Source organism: Polaribacter ponticola, from assembly GCF_026191475.2.
Classification (GTDB): domain Bacteria; phylum Bacteroidota; class Bacteroidia; order Flavobacteriales; family Flavobacteriaceae; genus Polaribacter; species Polaribacter ponticola.
In genome coordinates, this window is sequence record NZ_JAOSLC020000003.1 from 1074475 (window position 1) to 1089678 (window position 15204).

The following is a 15204-nucleotide window of genomic DNA, read 5'->3' on the forward strand; positions in this document are numbered from 1 at the left end:
TCAAAATAAAAATTAATTACTTTTGATTTTATTCATAAACAATAATTTTTCATGAAAAATATATTAATATTTTTATCAGTATCTAGTTTTTTATTTTTTGGCTGTAAATCTCAAAAAAAGAATCAACAAAAACCTAAATTAGTAGTAGGCATTGTTATAGACCAAATGAGATATGACTATTTAACTCGATTTTCTGATAGATATGGAAATGATGGATTTAAAAAATTATTAAAACACGGTTTTTCTCTTGAAAATGCACACTATAATTACATTCCTACATATACCGCAGTTGGTCACACATCAATTTATACAGGTACCACACCAGATAATCATGGAATAATTTCTAACAATTGGTACGATAAATTTTTAAAAAAATCTATTTATTGTGTAGATGATACTAATTTCAAAACTATAGGTAATAATGGTATTGCAGGGAAAAAATCTCCGTTTAGAATGCAAACTACAACCGTAACAGATCAACTTCATTTAGCTCAGAATATGAAAGGGAAGACTATTGGTGTAGCTATAAAAGATAGATCTGCAATTTTACCCGCTGGTCATACAGCTAATGCAGCATATTGGTTTGATGGCAAAAAAATGGACAATGGGTTTCTTCTTCATTTTATATGGAAAAATTGCCAAGTTGGGTAGATAATTTTAACAACTCTGAAATAGTTAATAATTATTTAAAAACACCATGGAACACTCTTTATAATATAGAAACTTACACAAATAGTATTGTTGATGAGAATATATTTGAAGGAAAGTTTAAAGGTGAAACTACTTCCACTTTTCCACACGACATTCCTAATTTAAAAGCTGAAAATGGAAATTTCGATATTATAAAGGCGATACCTGCGGGTAATTCTTTTACAGCAGATTTTGCAAAAGCTACAATAATTAATGAAGACCTTGGAAAAGGAATTTATACAGATTTTTTAGCAGTAAGTTTTTCTTCTACAGATTATATTGGTCATCAATTTGGACCTACTTCTATTGAAATAGAAGATACATATTTACGATTAGATAAAGACATTGCAGATTTAATTTCATTTTTAGACAAACAAGTTGGGCAAGATAATTATACCATTTTCTTAACAGCTGATCATGCAGCTGTAGATATACCTGCATATTTACAATCTATAAAAATACCTGCACATTATTTTAGTACAAGTAAATTTAGAAAAGAAATTTTAGCAGTCACAAAGAAATATTTTAATTCTACAGAATTAATTGAAAACGTTTCTAATTATCAAATATTTTTAGACAATGATAAAATTGAATCTTTGGGGCTAAATAGAAATAAAGTTGCCGAAAAATTAGTAGACGAAATTATAAATTTTGATGGAATTTATAAAGCTGTAACTGCTAAAACCTTACAAACAACTAGATTTTCTGATGGTATTTTAAATTATTTACAAAATGGTTATAATCAAAAATATTCTGGAGATGTTATGATGATACCTTTCCCTGCAACATTAACTGGAGGTAGAACTGGTACTTCTCACGGATCTGGATATTCTTATGATACACATATACCTATAATTTTTTATGGAAATGGAATTAAAAAAGGTGTTTCTAAAAAAAAGTATGATATTATTGATATTGCACCAACAATATCAAACTTACTCAAAATTGAAGCTCCAAATTCTTCTACAGGAAAAATTATTACAGAGGCCTTAAAATAATTAATAATGAAACTTAAACATCTGATATTACTATTTTTAACTTATATCAGTTCTATTTCAGTAAATAGTCAGGTTACAGAATTTAATAAGAAATTTGAGTTACCTTCTATTGTTGAAGAAACCTCTGGTTTATTGTTTTTAGATGGAAAAATTATAACACATAATGATAGTGGAGATGAGGCTAATTTATATGAGTTAAGTAATTCATCAGGAAACTTATTAAGAACTATTAATATTAACAACGCGTCTAATGTAGATTGGGAAGACATAACTGAAGATAATACTCATATCTATATTGGAGATTTTGGAAATAATAATGGTACAAGAACAGATTTAAAGATTTATAAAATTTTAAAGTCAGATTTTAAAAAAAACAATAGTATTTCTGCGGATATAATTTCTTTCTCTTATGAAGATCAAAAAAATTTCAGCAATTCTAATAATCATAATTTTGATGCAGAAGCTTTTGTAGTTTATGATAACCAACTTCTAATCTTTACTAAAAATAGAGCTGATTTTCAAACTAATGTTTATAAAATTCCAAATATTGCAGGAGCTTATTCTGCTACAAAAGTAAGTAATGCTAATGTAGAAGGATTAATAACTGGAGCAACTTTCTGTAACAATAATTTTATGCTTTGTGGGTATAGTACAACTGCAATTCCTTTTCTAATATACATAAGTTCTAACAGAAATTCTGGAAATGATATTTTTAACTCTGGTTTTGAAAAGCATATTTTAAATAGTGAAGTAGAGCAAAGAAGTCAAATTGAAGCAATAACTAGTTTTGAAGATGGAAAATTCTATCTATCAAGAGAAAGAGTAAACAATTCTTTTGTAAATCTGCCCCAAAAACTCTATGAGTTTAAAGATGAAAGAACAAAAGTATTATCTTCAGAAAGTTTTGATATCGATAAAATTAAAATATTACCAAACCCTACCTCAAATTTAATTCGAATAAACAGTAAGAAAAAAATTAAATCTATAACTATATTTAATACTATTGGCAAAAAAGTTTTAAGTGATAACTCTCCACATCAAGAAATTAATATATCTCACCTTTTAAAAGGAATATATGTTATAAAAGTTCAGTTTAATGACACTAAAAGTTATAGTAGAAAAATAATTAAGCTTTAAACACCGAGTTTTTTTGATGTTTTTTAATCGCTTTTCTAGCAAGTGTAATTCCAATAATTAAGGAGACAATTGCTCCTATTAATGTGCCAGGGATAAAGTTTATAAAAAGAAAAAAGTCATATGCTCCATGAAAAGCAGTAGCAGTTATCAATCCAATTAAATTATACTTTAATTTATTGTTAGAAAATTTTGCTTTACCCATAAAATACCCCATTAAAATTCCGAAAGTAGCATGAGCTGGTACAGCAGTAAATGCCCTTATAATTCCTGTAGAAACTCCATATTGAAAAACGTATAAGATATTCTCTAAAGCTGCAAATCCCATAGAAACCATTACAGCATAAACAATTCCATCAAAAGGCTCATTAAATTCTTTATTACTTTGTGCATAATACTTAACAATTACATATTTAGAGAACTCTTCTACTAAAGCAACAACAATAAACGCTTTAAGCAATTGCTGAAATATACTTTTTGAATCCGTTAATGGATAGATCGTATTTAGAATTAAACTTAAAATAAAAGTTATTAAAATACTTGCAAAAGCACCTAGAAGAAAATTTTTTACTAGAAAAGAAATTGGTTCTTTTTCAAATTTATCTTTCAGATAGATAAAAATTACAATAATCATTACTGGAGCAATAGCAAGAAATAATAAATTCATTTAATAAATATAAGCAAGATATTATTCTTTAGGCAAAAAAACTTCAGCCATCATACAGCGTGCGCTTCCACCACCACATGCTTCAATAGTATCTAATGAACTAGAAATAATTTTACAATGGTTGTTAATTTGAGATTTTTGACTTTGAGTTAAACAATCATGTGCTGCTTTACTCATAACTAAAAATAGCTCATTATTAGCTCCATTAACCTGTAACATATTTCCAGCAAAATTATTTACTTGCTCTTCTGTAATATCAATAACTTGCTTACTATCTTCTTTTAAGTGTTTTAGAACATTTTTACGTTCTTTTTTATCATCAATAGAAGATAAGCAAACAATAGCAAATGTTTCTGCCAAACACATCATAACATTTGTATGGTAAATGGCTTTTCTTTTATTATTTACAGTTTGGTTTGCTGTAAAGACAACAGGTGTATATTCAAAATCCTCACAAAACTCAATAAACAAATCTTCATCAGCTCTTGGAGACAAAGCACAATATGCTTTTTTATTTACTCTATCTAGCAACAAGCTTCCAGTACCTTCTAGAAAAATTCCTTCCTCTTCTGCTGAAGTATAATCTACAATATTATCAATTAAAAAACCTTGTTTTTCTAAAGTAGTTAAAATATCTTCTCTACGCTCTAACCTCCTGTTTTCTGCGAACATAGGATATAATGCTACAGTTCCGTCTTGATGAAATGATATCCAATTATTAGGAAAAATAGAATCTGGTGTATCAAACTCATTTGTATCAGAAACTACAATTACATTTACACCATAACTTTTTAATTTTTCTACATAAGCATCAAATTCAATTTGAGCTTTATTATTAACTGTTGATGGTAAAATTCCGTCTAAAACCTTTTGGTAATAATTGTTAATTGCAGTTTGTTCGTTCATCCTAAAATTTACCGGACGAATCATTAAAATAGTGTTCGTAGTTTGTTTCATAATTCAAATATTTAGGCCTATAGCTTATAATAATAGCTAAACTTTACAACCCTAATAAAAACTTTTAATAATTTTAATCTCTAATTAATGGCATTGTAGAACAACGCAAAAGACCTTCTTGTTTGGCTATTTCTGCATATGGTACAGCTTCTACCCTAAAACCTTTATCTTCTAACCAAGTATTTAAACGGGTAAAATTTTGTTCAGAGATAATAACATCTTCAGATATTGAAAACACATTACTATTCATGTTATACATTTCATCTTTAGTTATCTCAAAAACATTTTCTATTCCAAAAAGTTTATCAACCATTCATATTCACTCTCAATTAAGAATCCGTTTTTATGAATTATCGCTTTATCTTTACCTATAGGTTGAAAACAACAATCTAAATGAAGCGCGTTTTCCTTTGCATTAGTATTTGATTTTCTTAACTCAAAAGGTTTCACAATTTTATCAGGAAACAATTTTTGCAAAGCATTCACAGCATTTACATTTGTTCTTGCAGTAATATAATCTGGATAATCTTTTCCTGAATATGTACCAATAAATATATAATCATTCCAAGGCATAACATCACCACCTTCTACATGACAATTTTCTGGTAATTCTATAATATTATTTGAAGTAACTTTAGAAATTACATGATTAATAGCATCAATTTCTTTGTCTCTGTCTGGAAGAATATTAGCTTTAATTAATTTATCATCTATTACAAAAGCTATATCTCTTGAAAAGATTTGATTATAATCTTTAATTTCTTTAGGTCTAAATACTTCCACATCATATTTTTTAAAAACTTTAGCAACAGCTTCCATTTCTAAAACCATGTCCTCTTCTTTTGGATAAGTACCTGCTAATACATGTAACCTACTTTTAGGATCGTAACAATCTTCAACATTTGGAACAGGCCCATTACTACTTGCTGTTCCTAAAATTACAGATCTTAATCTGGAAGTTTCATTTTTAATATTAAGTTGTAACATATTGTTAAATAGATAAAAAAAGCTTCATAAATTATGAAGCTTTTAGTTTTTTTGTAAAAATAACAATATTTTTTATCTTTTCTCTATTTCTACAAAAGGTCTTACATTTTCTCCTGTATAAATTTGACGAGGTCTCCCTATTGGTTCTTTCTTTAATCTCATTTCTTTCCATTGAGCAATCCAACCTGGCAAACGGCCTAACGCAAACATTACTGTAAACATTTCTACTGGAATTCCCATTGCTCTGTAAATAATTCCTGAATAGAAATCTACATTTGGATACAGTTTTCTCTCAACAAAATAAGGATCATTTAATGCTTCTTGTTCTAAACCTCTTGCAATATCTAAGATAGGATCTTCTACTCCTAATTCATTTAAAACTTCGTCTGCTGCTTTTTTAATAATTGTTGCTCTAGGGTCGAAATTTTTATAAACTCTGTGTCCAAAGCCCATTAATCTAAAAGGATCATTTTTATCCTTTGCCTTAGCCATATATTTCTTAGTATCACCACCATCTTCTTTAATAGCTTCCAACATTTCTAATACTGCTTGATTAGCACCTCCATGAAGTGGCCCCCAAAGTGCAGAAATTCCTGCAGATAAAGAAGCGAATAAACCAGCATGAGAAGAGCCTACAATTCTTACAGTAGAAGTAGAACAGTTTTGCTCATGATCTGCATGTAAAATTAATAGTTTATCAATTGCATCTTTTATAATTGGATTTATTACATATTCTTCATTTGGTTGTTCAAACATCATTTTCATAATATTCTCAACATAACCTAAAGAAGTAGAACCATAATTTAATGGAAGACCTTGTTTCTTTCGCATTGTCCAAGCTACTAAAACAGGAAACTTACCAAGAATTTTAACTATAGACCTATACATGTCTTCTTCTGAGTCTCACATTAACAGAAGAAGGGTTAAAAGCTGTAAGAGCACTTGTTAAAGATGATAAGACTCCCATTGGGTGAGCCGTTTTAGGAAAAGCATCTATAATTTTTTTAATATCATCATCAACAACAGATTTAGATTTAATATCTGCATGAAATTTTTCTAACTGTTCTTTAGTTGGTAAATCTCCAAAAATTAAAGCATATGCTACTTCTAGAAAATCTGCTTTTTCGGCTAATTCTTCAATAGTATAACCTCTATATCTTAAAATTCCTTTTTCACCATCTAAAAATGTAATAGCACTTTCACAAGAACCTGTGTTCTTATATCCAGGATCAATAGTAATAACTCCATTTGTTGCACCTCTTAACGTTTTAATGTTTATGGCAACTTCATTTTCAGTTCCTTTAACTAGAGGAAATTCATAAGAATTTTCTCCAATTTGTAATTTAGCTATATCAGACATTTATGATGATTTTTTAATATTTTTATCTGTGCACGAAGATACCAAATTAATAAGAATTTTAAATAGTGTAAAGCATAGATTTTAAATATTTAAAAATAGCTTAAGTCGATTTAACAAAATCTTAATAAACACAAAAAAACCTCGCATATAAAATGCGAGGTTTAGAATAAATAGTACTGTTTTTTATTATATTTTAAATGCCTTCTCTTTAGGAAAGTATGCAGTTTCTGCTAACTCTTCTTCGATACGCAATAATTGATTATATTTTGCCATTCTATCTGAACGAGAAGCTGAACCTGTTTTAATTTGACCACAATTTAATGCTACAGCTAAATCTGCAATAGTATTATCTTCTGTTTCACCTGATCTATGAGACATTACCGAAGTATAACCTGCATTCTTAGCCATATTTACAGCCGCTATAGTTTCTGTTAAAGTACCTATTTGGTTTACTTTTATTAGAATTGAATTTGCGATTCCGTTTTCAATTCCTCTTGATAAACGATCAACGTTTGTAACAAATAAATCATCTCCTACTAACTGAACTTTATTTCCTATTTTTTCTGTTAAGTATTTCCAACCTTCCCAATCGTTTTCATCCATACCATCTTCAATAGAGATAATTGGATACTTAGCAGATAATTCTGCTAAATAATCTGCTTGTTCTTGGCTAGATCTAATTTTACCTGTAGATCCTTCAAATTTAGTATAATCGTATTTACCATTAACATAGAATTCTGCAGCTGCACAATCCAAAGCAATCATAATTTCATCACCTAATTTATATCCAGCATTACTAACAGCCAAAGCAATGGTTTCTAAAGCATCTTCTGTACCTCCTTCTAAATTTGGAGCAAATCCTCCTTCATCTCCAACAGCTGTAGATAAGTTTCTATCGTGTAAAACTTTCTTTAAATTATGAAAAATTTCAGATCCCATTTTCATTGCTTCTGTAAAACTTTCAGCTTTTACAGGCATAACCATAAATTCTTGAAAAGCTATTGGTGCATCAGAATGAGAACCTCCATTTATAATATTCATCATTGGAACTGGTAAAGTATTTGCAGAAACACCACCAACATACCTATAAACAGGCATTCCAAGTTCATTTGCAGCTGCTTTTGCTGCCGCTAAAGAAACCCCTAAAATAGCATTTGCTCCTAATTTTGATTTATTTGGAGTACCATCTAAATCTATCATTAATTGATCTATTGCATTTTGTTCAAATACTGAAACCCCTAAAAGTTCTGCTGAAATAATATGATTAACATTTTCTACAGCTTTTAAAACTCCTTTACCCATATAATCTTTTCCTCCGTCACGCAGTTCTACAGCTTCATGTTCACCTGTAGATGCTCCAGAAGGAACAGCAGCTCTACCAAGAACTCCATTTTCTGTTGTTACATCTACTTCTACAGTAGGGTTTCCTCTTGAATCAAAAATTTGGCGGGCATGAACGCTTATAATTATACTCATTAATTTAAAATTTTATAAACTCAATAAAAAATGAGTTTTGATTATTTTTATTCCGACGCTAAATTACGAAATGTCTAAAAGATTTAATAATTTGTACTTAGTTAATTACGAAAACGTTTGCAATTAATTTTTTATCTTAAAAATAAAAAAACCCACTCAGAAACTGAGTGGGAAAATTGCTATGAAAAAGAATGTGATTTTTACATCACAGTTCTAATATAATACTATTATTAATATAAATTATATTATAATGTTTAAAAGCGTTTAAATTTCGATTAACAACAAAAAAATTACGACAAAACACTTTTAACCTTCTGAATTTCAGCGATAAACTGATCAAATAAATATTCAGAATCATGAGGCCCAGGACTAGCTTCTGGATGGTATTGAACAGAAAATGTATTTTTGTTTTTTAATCGAATTCCTGCTACAGTATGATCATTTAAATGTACATGTGTAATTTCTATATCCTCATTTGCTTCTGCATCTTCTCTATTGATTGCAAAACCATGATTTTGAGACGTTATTTCACCTTTACCAGTTAAAAGATTTTTAACAGGATGATTTATACCTCTATGCCCGTTATGCATTTTATAGGTTGAGATACCATTTGCTAGAGCAATTACTTGATGTCCTAAACAAATTCCAAACAAAGGCAAATCTTTTTTGATAATTTCTTTAGCAACTTCTTGAGCTTCAATTAAAGGTTCAGGATCTCCAGGTCCATTTGAAATAAAATATCCATCTGGATTAAAACTAGATAAATCATTAAATGTAGAGTTGTAAGGGAAAACTTTAATATAAGCTCCTCTTTTTGCTAAGTTTCTTAGAATATTTTTTTATACCTATATCTAAAGCAGAAATTTTTATTGGAGCATTTTCATCTCCAACAAAATAAGGTTCTTTAGTAGACACTTTTGAAGCTAACTCCAATCCTTCCATACTAGGTACTTCGGCAAGTTGTTTTTTTAATGAATCAATATTATCAATGTCTGTAGAAATTATTGCATTCATTGCACCATTATCTCTAATATAAGCTACTAAAGCACGCGTATCAACATCAGATATAGCAACCAAATTATGCTCAATAAACCAATCTTTCAAATTTCCATCAGAATCTTCTCTAGAATGAGTAAAACTAAAATTTCTGCAAATTAATCCCGATATTTTTATTCCATCAGATTCTACCTCTTTATTATTAACTCCATAATTTCCAATATGCGCATTGGTAGCAACCATTAATTGTCCAAAATATGATGGATCAGTAAAAATTTCTTGATAACCAGTCATACCTGTATTAAAACAGATTTCCCCAGTAGATGTTCCTTCAATTCCTACAGATTTCCCATAAAAAATTGTTCCGTCTGCTAATAGAACTAGGGCCTTTTTACGTGTTTGATACTTCATTGATAATTGTTGTGTTTGTTATTGCAAAAATATAAAAAAAGGGATAAACGTAAACGTTTATCCCTTTTATAATTATGTGTTTTTTATTGAAAAAAATAATTTACAATTATTATTAAATCCTGTTCTATATTTAATGATAAATGATTCGATTTAATAAATTCATTTACTTTTAATAAATTTTTATTTTTAATAAACTTTTTTAACTCTTTCCTTTTAAATTTAATCTTTTCAAAATTGCCATTAATTTGAAAATAATATTCTTCTTTGAGTTTCCAGTTTATAGATTCTGCTGTTATTTTATTCTGAACTTGACGCTTTTTTATCTTATAAATTTTCTTTAAAAATAAACATTCATCCTTTTTTAATAATACTTCGAAAATTTCGTTATTATTCTGAGTATAAATTCTAGAATTTATTTTTGCATAACTAATTTTATTATAAATAAAAATTGAATCTTTTTCAATTTCAGAGATAAATAAACCATTATATAAATCAATATTTATATTATTAATTATATATTCATTTCCAGAAGTTAAAATTATTCTGCCTTTATTTTTAAAATTTTTAAACAGTAAAGGACTGCCTTTTAATTCTGTAATTCGGTTATTAATTGATCTATTTTTAAAAGCAAATCTATTACCACTTAAAAGTTGATTACTGCCAAAGAAATCACCAGGATTTCCTCCTTGAGAATATAAAAATGAGTTTGCAAAACAAATTAATAAAATAATAAGGGCAAATTTATTCATAAAGGGTGAAACAAATAATATTATAGATTATTATAATATTTTAAAGTTTTAATTAAATCTTTTTCTTTTTTTGTTACTAATCTATTCGATTTTATATACTCTTTTAAAACTTTAACTTTATTATCTTTTATAAATCGAAAAAAATCTTTTTTCTTTAAATTAATTGGTTCGTAATTACCATTAAATTTGACAAAATAATCTTCTGTAAGTTTCCATTTAACTGTTTCAGCTGTTAACTTGTTTTGAACTTGTCTTTTTAAAACTTTAGATATTTTTTTTAATAAACTAATACGATTACCTGTTTCTAAAATTTCGTAAATTTTATTTTCATTTTGAGTATATACTTTAGAATTAATATTAGCCATTTTAATATTGTTAAAAATAAATATTGAATCTTTAGCTATTTCAGACACAAACTCTCCATTATCTAAATCTACATTTATATTCTTAATCTTATAAAGTTTTCCAGAAGTTAATTTTAAAATACCATTATTTTTAAAGTTATTAAATAGTAAAGGGCTCCCTTTAATTCCTATTCTACTTTTATTTATATCACTATTAACACTTGCAAAACGGCCGCCATCTAACATTTGATTACTACCAAAATAGGTTCCAGATTTCTGACCTCCTGCAGTCATGAAATTTGTATTAATACTATTTTGACTTAAAGAATTAAAAGAAATAAAAAATAATGCAGTTAAAACAATAAATGATTTTTTCATGATAAATAAATTAAATTAGTGTACTAATTGTGAACAAGTATTGTACCGTAAAACAAAAATATTATAACGTGTTATAATGTTTAAGAATAGTAATTAAATCTTTTTCCTTTTTTACTTTTAGTCTATTACTTTTAATAAATACTTTCAGATTTTTAATGTTATTTGCATCCAAATAATTGAAAAAATCTTTTTTCTTTAAATTGATTTCTTCTAACTTGTTATTAATTTTCACATAATAATCTTCGTTATGTTTCCATTTAAGTTCTTCTGCAGATAATTTATTCTGAACTTGCCTTTTTATTACTTTAGTATGTTTTATTAAAAAAGATATATTTTTACCTGATTCTAAAATTTGATATATACTATTATTAATTTGTGTATATTTCTTATTATTAATAATTGCTTTTTTAACATTATTAAAAATAAATAACGAATCTTTACCAATTTCAGCAACAAAATTTCCTTTATCCAAATTTAGATTAATATTACTTATGCTATAAGTTTCACCAGAAGTTAAAGTTAATATTGCTTGATTATTAAAATCTTTAAACATTAAGGAACTACCTTTTGCTTTTATATTTCCAAAATGGCTGTTTAAACTAGAAAAACTACCGTTTTCTAACAGTTGATTGCTACCTAAAAAAGCACCAGAAGACTGAGCCGTAAAAGCTGATGACACAAACAATATACAAATAAAAAAAATGCTTTTCATAAAATACGATATTAAATATTAAGTAACTAAGATATAAAATAAAAGGGATAAACGTAAACGTTTATCCCTTTTATATAGTTTAAAAAATTTTCATTTTTTATTCTTCAGACTTTTCTTCAGTTGAAGTCGCTTCTACTTGAGCAGAATCAGCTTTTTTGCTTTTTCCTCTACGAGTAGATTTCTTAGCTTTTTTACCTTTAGGATTGTAAATTTCGTTGTAATCAACTAATTCTACCATTGCCATAGGAGCATTATCTCCTTGACGATTTCCTAATTTTATAATACGTAAATAACCTCCTGGTCTGTCTGCTACTTTAACAGAAATTTCTTTAAACAACTCTGTTACAGCATACTTATCACGTAAGTAAGAAAATACAATACGTCTATTGTGAGTAGTATCTGATTTAGACTTTGTAATTAATGGTTCAACAAAAACTCTTAAGGCTTTTGCTTTAGCCACTGTTGTGTTAATACGTTTATGCTCTATTAAAGAACAAGTCATATTAGCTAACATCGCCTTTCTATGCGCTGTTTTTCTTCCTAAGTGATTGAATTTCTTTCCGTGTCTCATGACGTTTGTTTTATACTTTCATCTTGCATCTACCCATTATGAGGAGCAAAATATGAAAGGTTAATCTCTATCTAATTTATATTTTGTTAAATCCATCCCGAAATTTAAACCTTTAACAATAACTAATTCTTCTAGTTCTGTTAATGATTTTTTACCAAAATTACGGAACTTCATTAAATCACTTTTATTAAAAGAAACTAAATCTCCTAATGTATCTACCTCTGCAGCTTTTAAACAATTTAAAGCTCTTACAGATAAATCCATATCGATTAATCTAGTTTTTAATAACTGACGCATATGTAATGACTCTTCGTCATATGTTTCTGTTTGTGCAATTTCATCAGCCTCTAAAGTGATACGCTCATCAGAGAATAACATAAAGTGGTGAATTAAAATTTTAGCAGCTTCAGTTAAAGCATCCTTAGGATTAATTGAACCATCAGTATCGATATCGAAAACTAATTTTTCATAATCTGTTTTTTGCTCAACACGAAAGTTTTCAATTGAATATTTGACATTCTTAATTGGAGTGTAAATAGAATCAGTAAAGATTGTTCCTATAGGTGCTGAAGCTTTTTTATTTTCTTCTGCAGGTACAAATCCTCTACCTTTTTCAATTGTAATTTCAGCATTTAACTTAACAGACTTATCCATGTTACAAATAACTAAATCTGGGTTTAATACTTGAAAACCAGAAATAAATTTTTGCAAATCCCCTGCAGTAAACTGCTCTTGACCAGATACTGAAATAGAAACAGTTTCTCTATCAGTTTCATCTATTTGCTTCTTAAAACGTACTTGTTTTAAGTTTAATATAATTTCTGTAACATCTTCTACTACTCCAGGAACAGTAGAAAATTCATGTTCAACACCATCTACTCTTAATGATGTAATTGCAAAACCTTCTAATGAAGATAATAATACTCTTCTTAAAGCATTACCTACTGTTAAACCAAATCCTGGTTCTAAAGGCCTAAACTCAAATCTACCAGAAAAATCTGTAGATTCAATCATTATAACCTTATCAGGTTTTTGAAAATTTAAAATTGCCATTTTCTTCGTTTTAATTGTTACTCAGTTGCGCGGTTTATAAGTGTGAAGAAACACTTATAAACCCTTTGGCTGAATCTCAATATGATTAATTATTACTTAGAATATAATTCTACGATTAATTGTTCTTTAATGTTTTCAGGTATTTGTAATCTTTCTGGAGCTTTTACAAAAGTTCCAGTTTTAGTGTCAGAATTCCAAGTTAACCACTCAAAAACATTACTATTAGAAGCTAAAGCATTTTCAATAGCTACTAAAGATTTAGATTTTTCTCTTACAGCAACAACATCACCATCTTTTAAACTATAAGAGGGTATGTTTACTATCTCTCCATTTACAGTAATATGTCTATGTGAAACTAATTGACGAGCTCCACTTCTAGAGTTAGAAACTCCCATTCTGTAAACTACGTTATCTAAACGAGACTCACATAATTGCAATAAGATTTCACCTGTAATTCCTTGAGAAGCTGATGCTTTTTTAAATAAATTACTAAACTGACGCTCTAATATACCATAAGTATATTTAGCTTTTTGCTTCTCCATTAATTGAGTAGCATACTCAGATTTTTTCCCTCTTCTTCTTGCATTTCCATGCTGTCCTGGAGGAAAGTTTCTTTTTCGAAGTTTTTATCTTCTCCAAAAATTGCTTCACCAAACTTACGAGCAATTTTTGTTTTTGGTCCTGTATATCTTGCCATTTCTTTGTTATTATAGATAGGGATTATGAATTAAGGCTTACTCCTTCGATAATCTTTATTCCTATCAAGTTAAAATATTTAATTATACTCTTCTTCTCTTAGGTGGACGACATCCATTATGAGGAATAGGTGTAACATCAATAATTTCTGTTACCTCAATACCTGCATTATGAATAGATCTAATAGCAGACTCTCTACCATTACCAGGTCCTTTTACATAAACTTTTACTTTACGTAAACCTGCTTCTTTTGCAACGTTTGCACAATCTTCTGCTGCTAATTGAGCTGCATATGGAGTATTCTTTTTAGAACCTCTAAAACCCATTTTACCTGCAGATGACCAAGAAATTACGTCACCTTTTTTATTTGTCAAAGAAATAATGATGTTGTTGAATGATGCAGTTACATGCGCCTCTCCAATTGCATCAATAATTACTTTACGTTTTTTTGAACTTGCTTTTGCCATAATTATTAAGTTTTAGTAATTTAGTTTTCTAACTTTATAGTTATACTATTATTAGATCTTTATTACTTTATCTAGCTTATTTTTTCTTGTTAGCTACAGTTTTTCTCTTACCTTTTCTTGTACGAGAGTTATTCTTAGTTCTTTGACCTCTTAATGGAAGACCAAGTCTGTGACGAATTCCTCTTTGACATCCGATATCCATCAAACGTTTGATGTTTAACTGAACTTCAGAACGTAATTCTCCTTCAATTGTGAAAGATCCTACTTGCTCTCTAATTGCTGCGATTTGCTCATCTGTCCAATCTTGAACTTTGATGCTTTCATCAACATTTGCTTCTGATAAAACTTTTACAGCTCTGCTGTTTCCTATACCAAAGATGTAAGTTAAAGCAATAACCCCTCTTTTATTCTTTGGAATATCAATACCTGCTATTCTTGCCATTACCCTTGTCTTTGTTTAAATCTAGGATTTTGTTTATTAATCACGTATAATCTACCTTTTCTGCGAACTATTTTGCAGTCGGCACTTCTTTTTTTAACTGATGCTCTAACTTTCAT

General features: G+C 28.3%; 14 protein-coding genes and 4 pseudogenes. 3 read left to right on the forward strand and 15 right to left on the reverse strand.

Features of this window, described 5'->3' with window-relative positions:
- Positions 1-51 precede the first annotated feature (51 nt).
- The 3 genes from N5A56_RS17430 to N5A56_RS09900 are packed head-to-tail and all read left to right on the forward strand — an operon-like array spanning position 52 to position 2825.
- Entirely contained in the window at positions 52-651 is a 600-nt protein-coding gene (locus N5A56_RS17430; protein WP_337994785.1) for an alkaline phosphatase family protein, read from the forward strand.
- Positions 627-1688, forward strand: coding sequence for an alkaline phosphatase family protein (locus N5A56_RS17435; RefSeq protein WP_337994786.1), 1062 nt, complete (start codon positions 627-629; stop codon positions 1686-1688). The genes N5A56_RS17430 and N5A56_RS17435 overlap by 25 nt, the downstream gene beginning before the upstream one ends.
- 6 nt (positions 1689-1694) lie before the next feature.
- The gene (locus N5A56_RS09900; protein WP_265725315.1) at positions 1695-2825 is read left to right on the forward strand and encodes a T9SS type A sorting domain-containing protein; all 1131 of its coding nucleotides are present in this window, start codon (positions 1695-1697) and stop codon (positions 2823-2825) included.
- Here the strand turns inward: N5A56_RS09900 and N5A56_RS09905 are convergent.
- The 15 genes and pseudogenes from N5A56_RS09905 to ykgO form a co-directional block, all read right to left on the reverse strand.
- On the reverse strand, positions 2815-3489 hold the full coding sequence (locus tag N5A56_RS09905; protein ID WP_265725316.1) for a PrsW family intramembrane metalloprotease: 675 nt from the start codon (positions 3487-3489) through the stop codon (positions 2815-2817). The two genes, N5A56_RS09900 and N5A56_RS09905, sit on opposite strands and share 11 nt — an antisense overlap.
- Before the next feature lie 21 nt (positions 3490-3510).
- Complete coding sequence (gene ctlX, locus N5A56_RS09910) at positions 3511-4446, reverse strand: citrulline utilization hydrolase CtlX (protein WP_274270380.1); 936 nt, start codon at positions 4444-4446, stop codon at positions 3511-3513.
- Between the two features lie 73 nt (positions 4447-4519).
- A pseudogene (locus N5A56_RS09915) lies at positions 4520-5433 on the reverse strand (dimethylarginine dimethylaminohydrolase family protein).
- Between the two features lie 72 nt (positions 5434-5505).
- Positions 5506-6793, reverse strand: a pseudogene (locus tag N5A56_RS09920) (citrate synthase).
- A gap of 186 nt (positions 6794-6979) precedes the next feature.
- Complete coding sequence (gene eno, locus N5A56_RS09925) at positions 6980-8269, reverse strand: phosphopyruvate hydratase (RefSeq protein WP_265725320.1); 1290 nt, start codon at positions 8267-8269, stop codon at positions 6980-6982.
- Between the two features lie 290 nt (positions 8270-8559).
- Positions 8560-9676 (reverse strand): annotated as a pseudogene (carA, locus tag N5A56_RS09930) (glutamine-hydrolyzing carbamoyl-phosphate synthase small subunit).
- 83 nt (positions 9677-9759) lie between these two features.
- Entirely contained in the window at positions 9760-10425 is a 666-nt protein-coding gene (locus N5A56_RS09935) for a hypothetical protein (protein WP_274270381.1), read from the reverse strand.
- Positions 10426-10445: 20 nt separating this feature from the next.
- Positions 10446-11147, reverse strand: coding sequence for a hypothetical protein (locus N5A56_RS09940; protein WP_265725322.1), 702 nt, complete (start codon positions 11145-11147; stop codon positions 10446-10448).
- A 61-nt stretch (positions 11148-11208) separates the two neighbouring features.
- Positions 11209-11859, reverse strand: a complete 651-nt coding sequence (locus N5A56_RS09945) for a hypothetical protein (protein ID WP_265725323.1) — start codon at positions 11857-11859, stop codon at positions 11209-11211.
- 97 nt (positions 11860-11956) lie between these two features.
- A complete protein-coding gene (gene rplQ / locus N5A56_RS09950; RefSeq protein WP_265725324.1) occupies positions 11957-12430 on the reverse strand; it encodes a 50S ribosomal protein L17 in 474 nt (157 codons plus the stop codon).
- 60 nt (positions 12431-12490) lie between these two features.
- A complete protein-coding gene (locus tag N5A56_RS09955) occupies positions 12491-13483 on the reverse strand; it encodes a DNA-directed RNA polymerase subunit alpha (RefSeq protein WP_265725325.1) in 993 nt (330 codons plus the stop codon).
- 92 nt (positions 13484-13575) lie between these two features.
- Positions 13576-14180: pseudogene (gene rpsD / locus N5A56_RS09960) on the reverse strand (30S ribosomal protein S4).
- Between the two features lie 82 nt (positions 14181-14262).
- Positions 14263-14646 carry a 30S ribosomal protein S11 gene (gene rpsK / locus N5A56_RS09965; protein ID WP_036825729.1) on the reverse strand — a complete coding sequence of 128 codons (384 nt, stop codon included), beginning with the start codon at positions 14644-14646 and terminating at the stop codon, positions 14263-14265.
- 76 nt (positions 14647-14722) lie between these two features.
- Positions 14723-15088: a 30S ribosomal protein S13 gene (gene rpsM, locus N5A56_RS09970; protein WP_265725327.1), complete on the reverse strand. Its 366-nt coding sequence runs from the start codon at positions 15086-15088 to the stop codon at positions 14723-14725.
- A complete protein-coding gene (gene ykgO, locus N5A56_RS09975; RefSeq protein ID WP_004568720.1) occupies positions 15088-15204 on the reverse strand; it encodes a type B 50S ribosomal protein L36 in 117 nt (38 codons plus the stop codon). Before ykgO ends, rpsM begins: the two co-directional genes overlap by 1 nt.

Coding starts and splice junctions, on each gene's coding strand:
- N5A56_RS09945 (WP_265725323.1), bottom strand. CDS start 11,859: ATGAAAAGCATTTTTTTTATTTGTATATTGTTTGTGTCATCAGCTTTT.
- N5A56_RS09905 (WP_265725316.1), bottom strand. CDS start 3,489: ATGAATTTATTATTTCTTGCTATTGCTCCAGTAATGATTATTGTAATT.
- N5A56_RS09900 (WP_265725315.1), top strand. CDS start 1,695: ATGAAACTTAAACATCTGATATTACTATTTTTAACTTATATCAGTTCT.
- N5A56_RS17435 (WP_337994786.1), top strand. CDS start 627: ATGGAAAAATTGCCAAGTTGGGTAGATAATTTTAACAACTCTGAAATA.
- ctlX (WP_274270380.1), bottom strand. CDS start 4,446: ATGAAACAAACTACGAACACTATTTTAATGATTCGTCCGGTAAATTTT.
- rpsM (WP_265725327.1), bottom strand. CDS start 15,088: ATGGCAAGAATAGCAGGTATTGATATTCCAAAGAATAAAAGAGGGGTT.
- N5A56_RS09940 (WP_265725322.1), bottom strand. CDS start 11,147: ATGAAAAAATCATTTATTGTTTTAACTGCATTATTTTTTATTTCTTTT.
- eno (WP_265725320.1), bottom strand. CDS start 8,269: ATGAGTATAATTATAAGCGTTCATGCCCGCCAAATTTTTGATTCAAGA.
- N5A56_RS09935 (WP_274270381.1), bottom strand. CDS start 10,425: ATGAATAAATTTGCCCTTATTATTTTATTAATTTGTTTTGCAAACTCA.
- ykgO (WP_004568720.1), bottom strand. CDS start 15,204: ATGAAAGTTAGAGCATCAGTTAAAAAAAGAAGTGCCGACTGCAAAATA.
- rpsK (WP_036825729.1), bottom strand. CDS start 14,646: ATGGCAAAAGCAAGTTCAAAAAAACGTAAAGTAATTATTGATGCAATT.
- N5A56_RS17430 (WP_337994785.1), top strand. CDS start 52: ATGAAAAATATATTAATATTTTTATCAGTATCTAGTTTTTTATTTTTT.
- rplQ (WP_265725324.1), bottom strand. CDS start 12,430: ATGAGACACGGAAAGAAATTCAATCACTTAGGAAGAAAAACAGCGCAT.
- N5A56_RS09955 (WP_265725325.1), bottom strand. CDS start 13,483: ATGGCAATTTTAAATTTTCAAAAACCTGATAAGGTTATAATGATTGAA.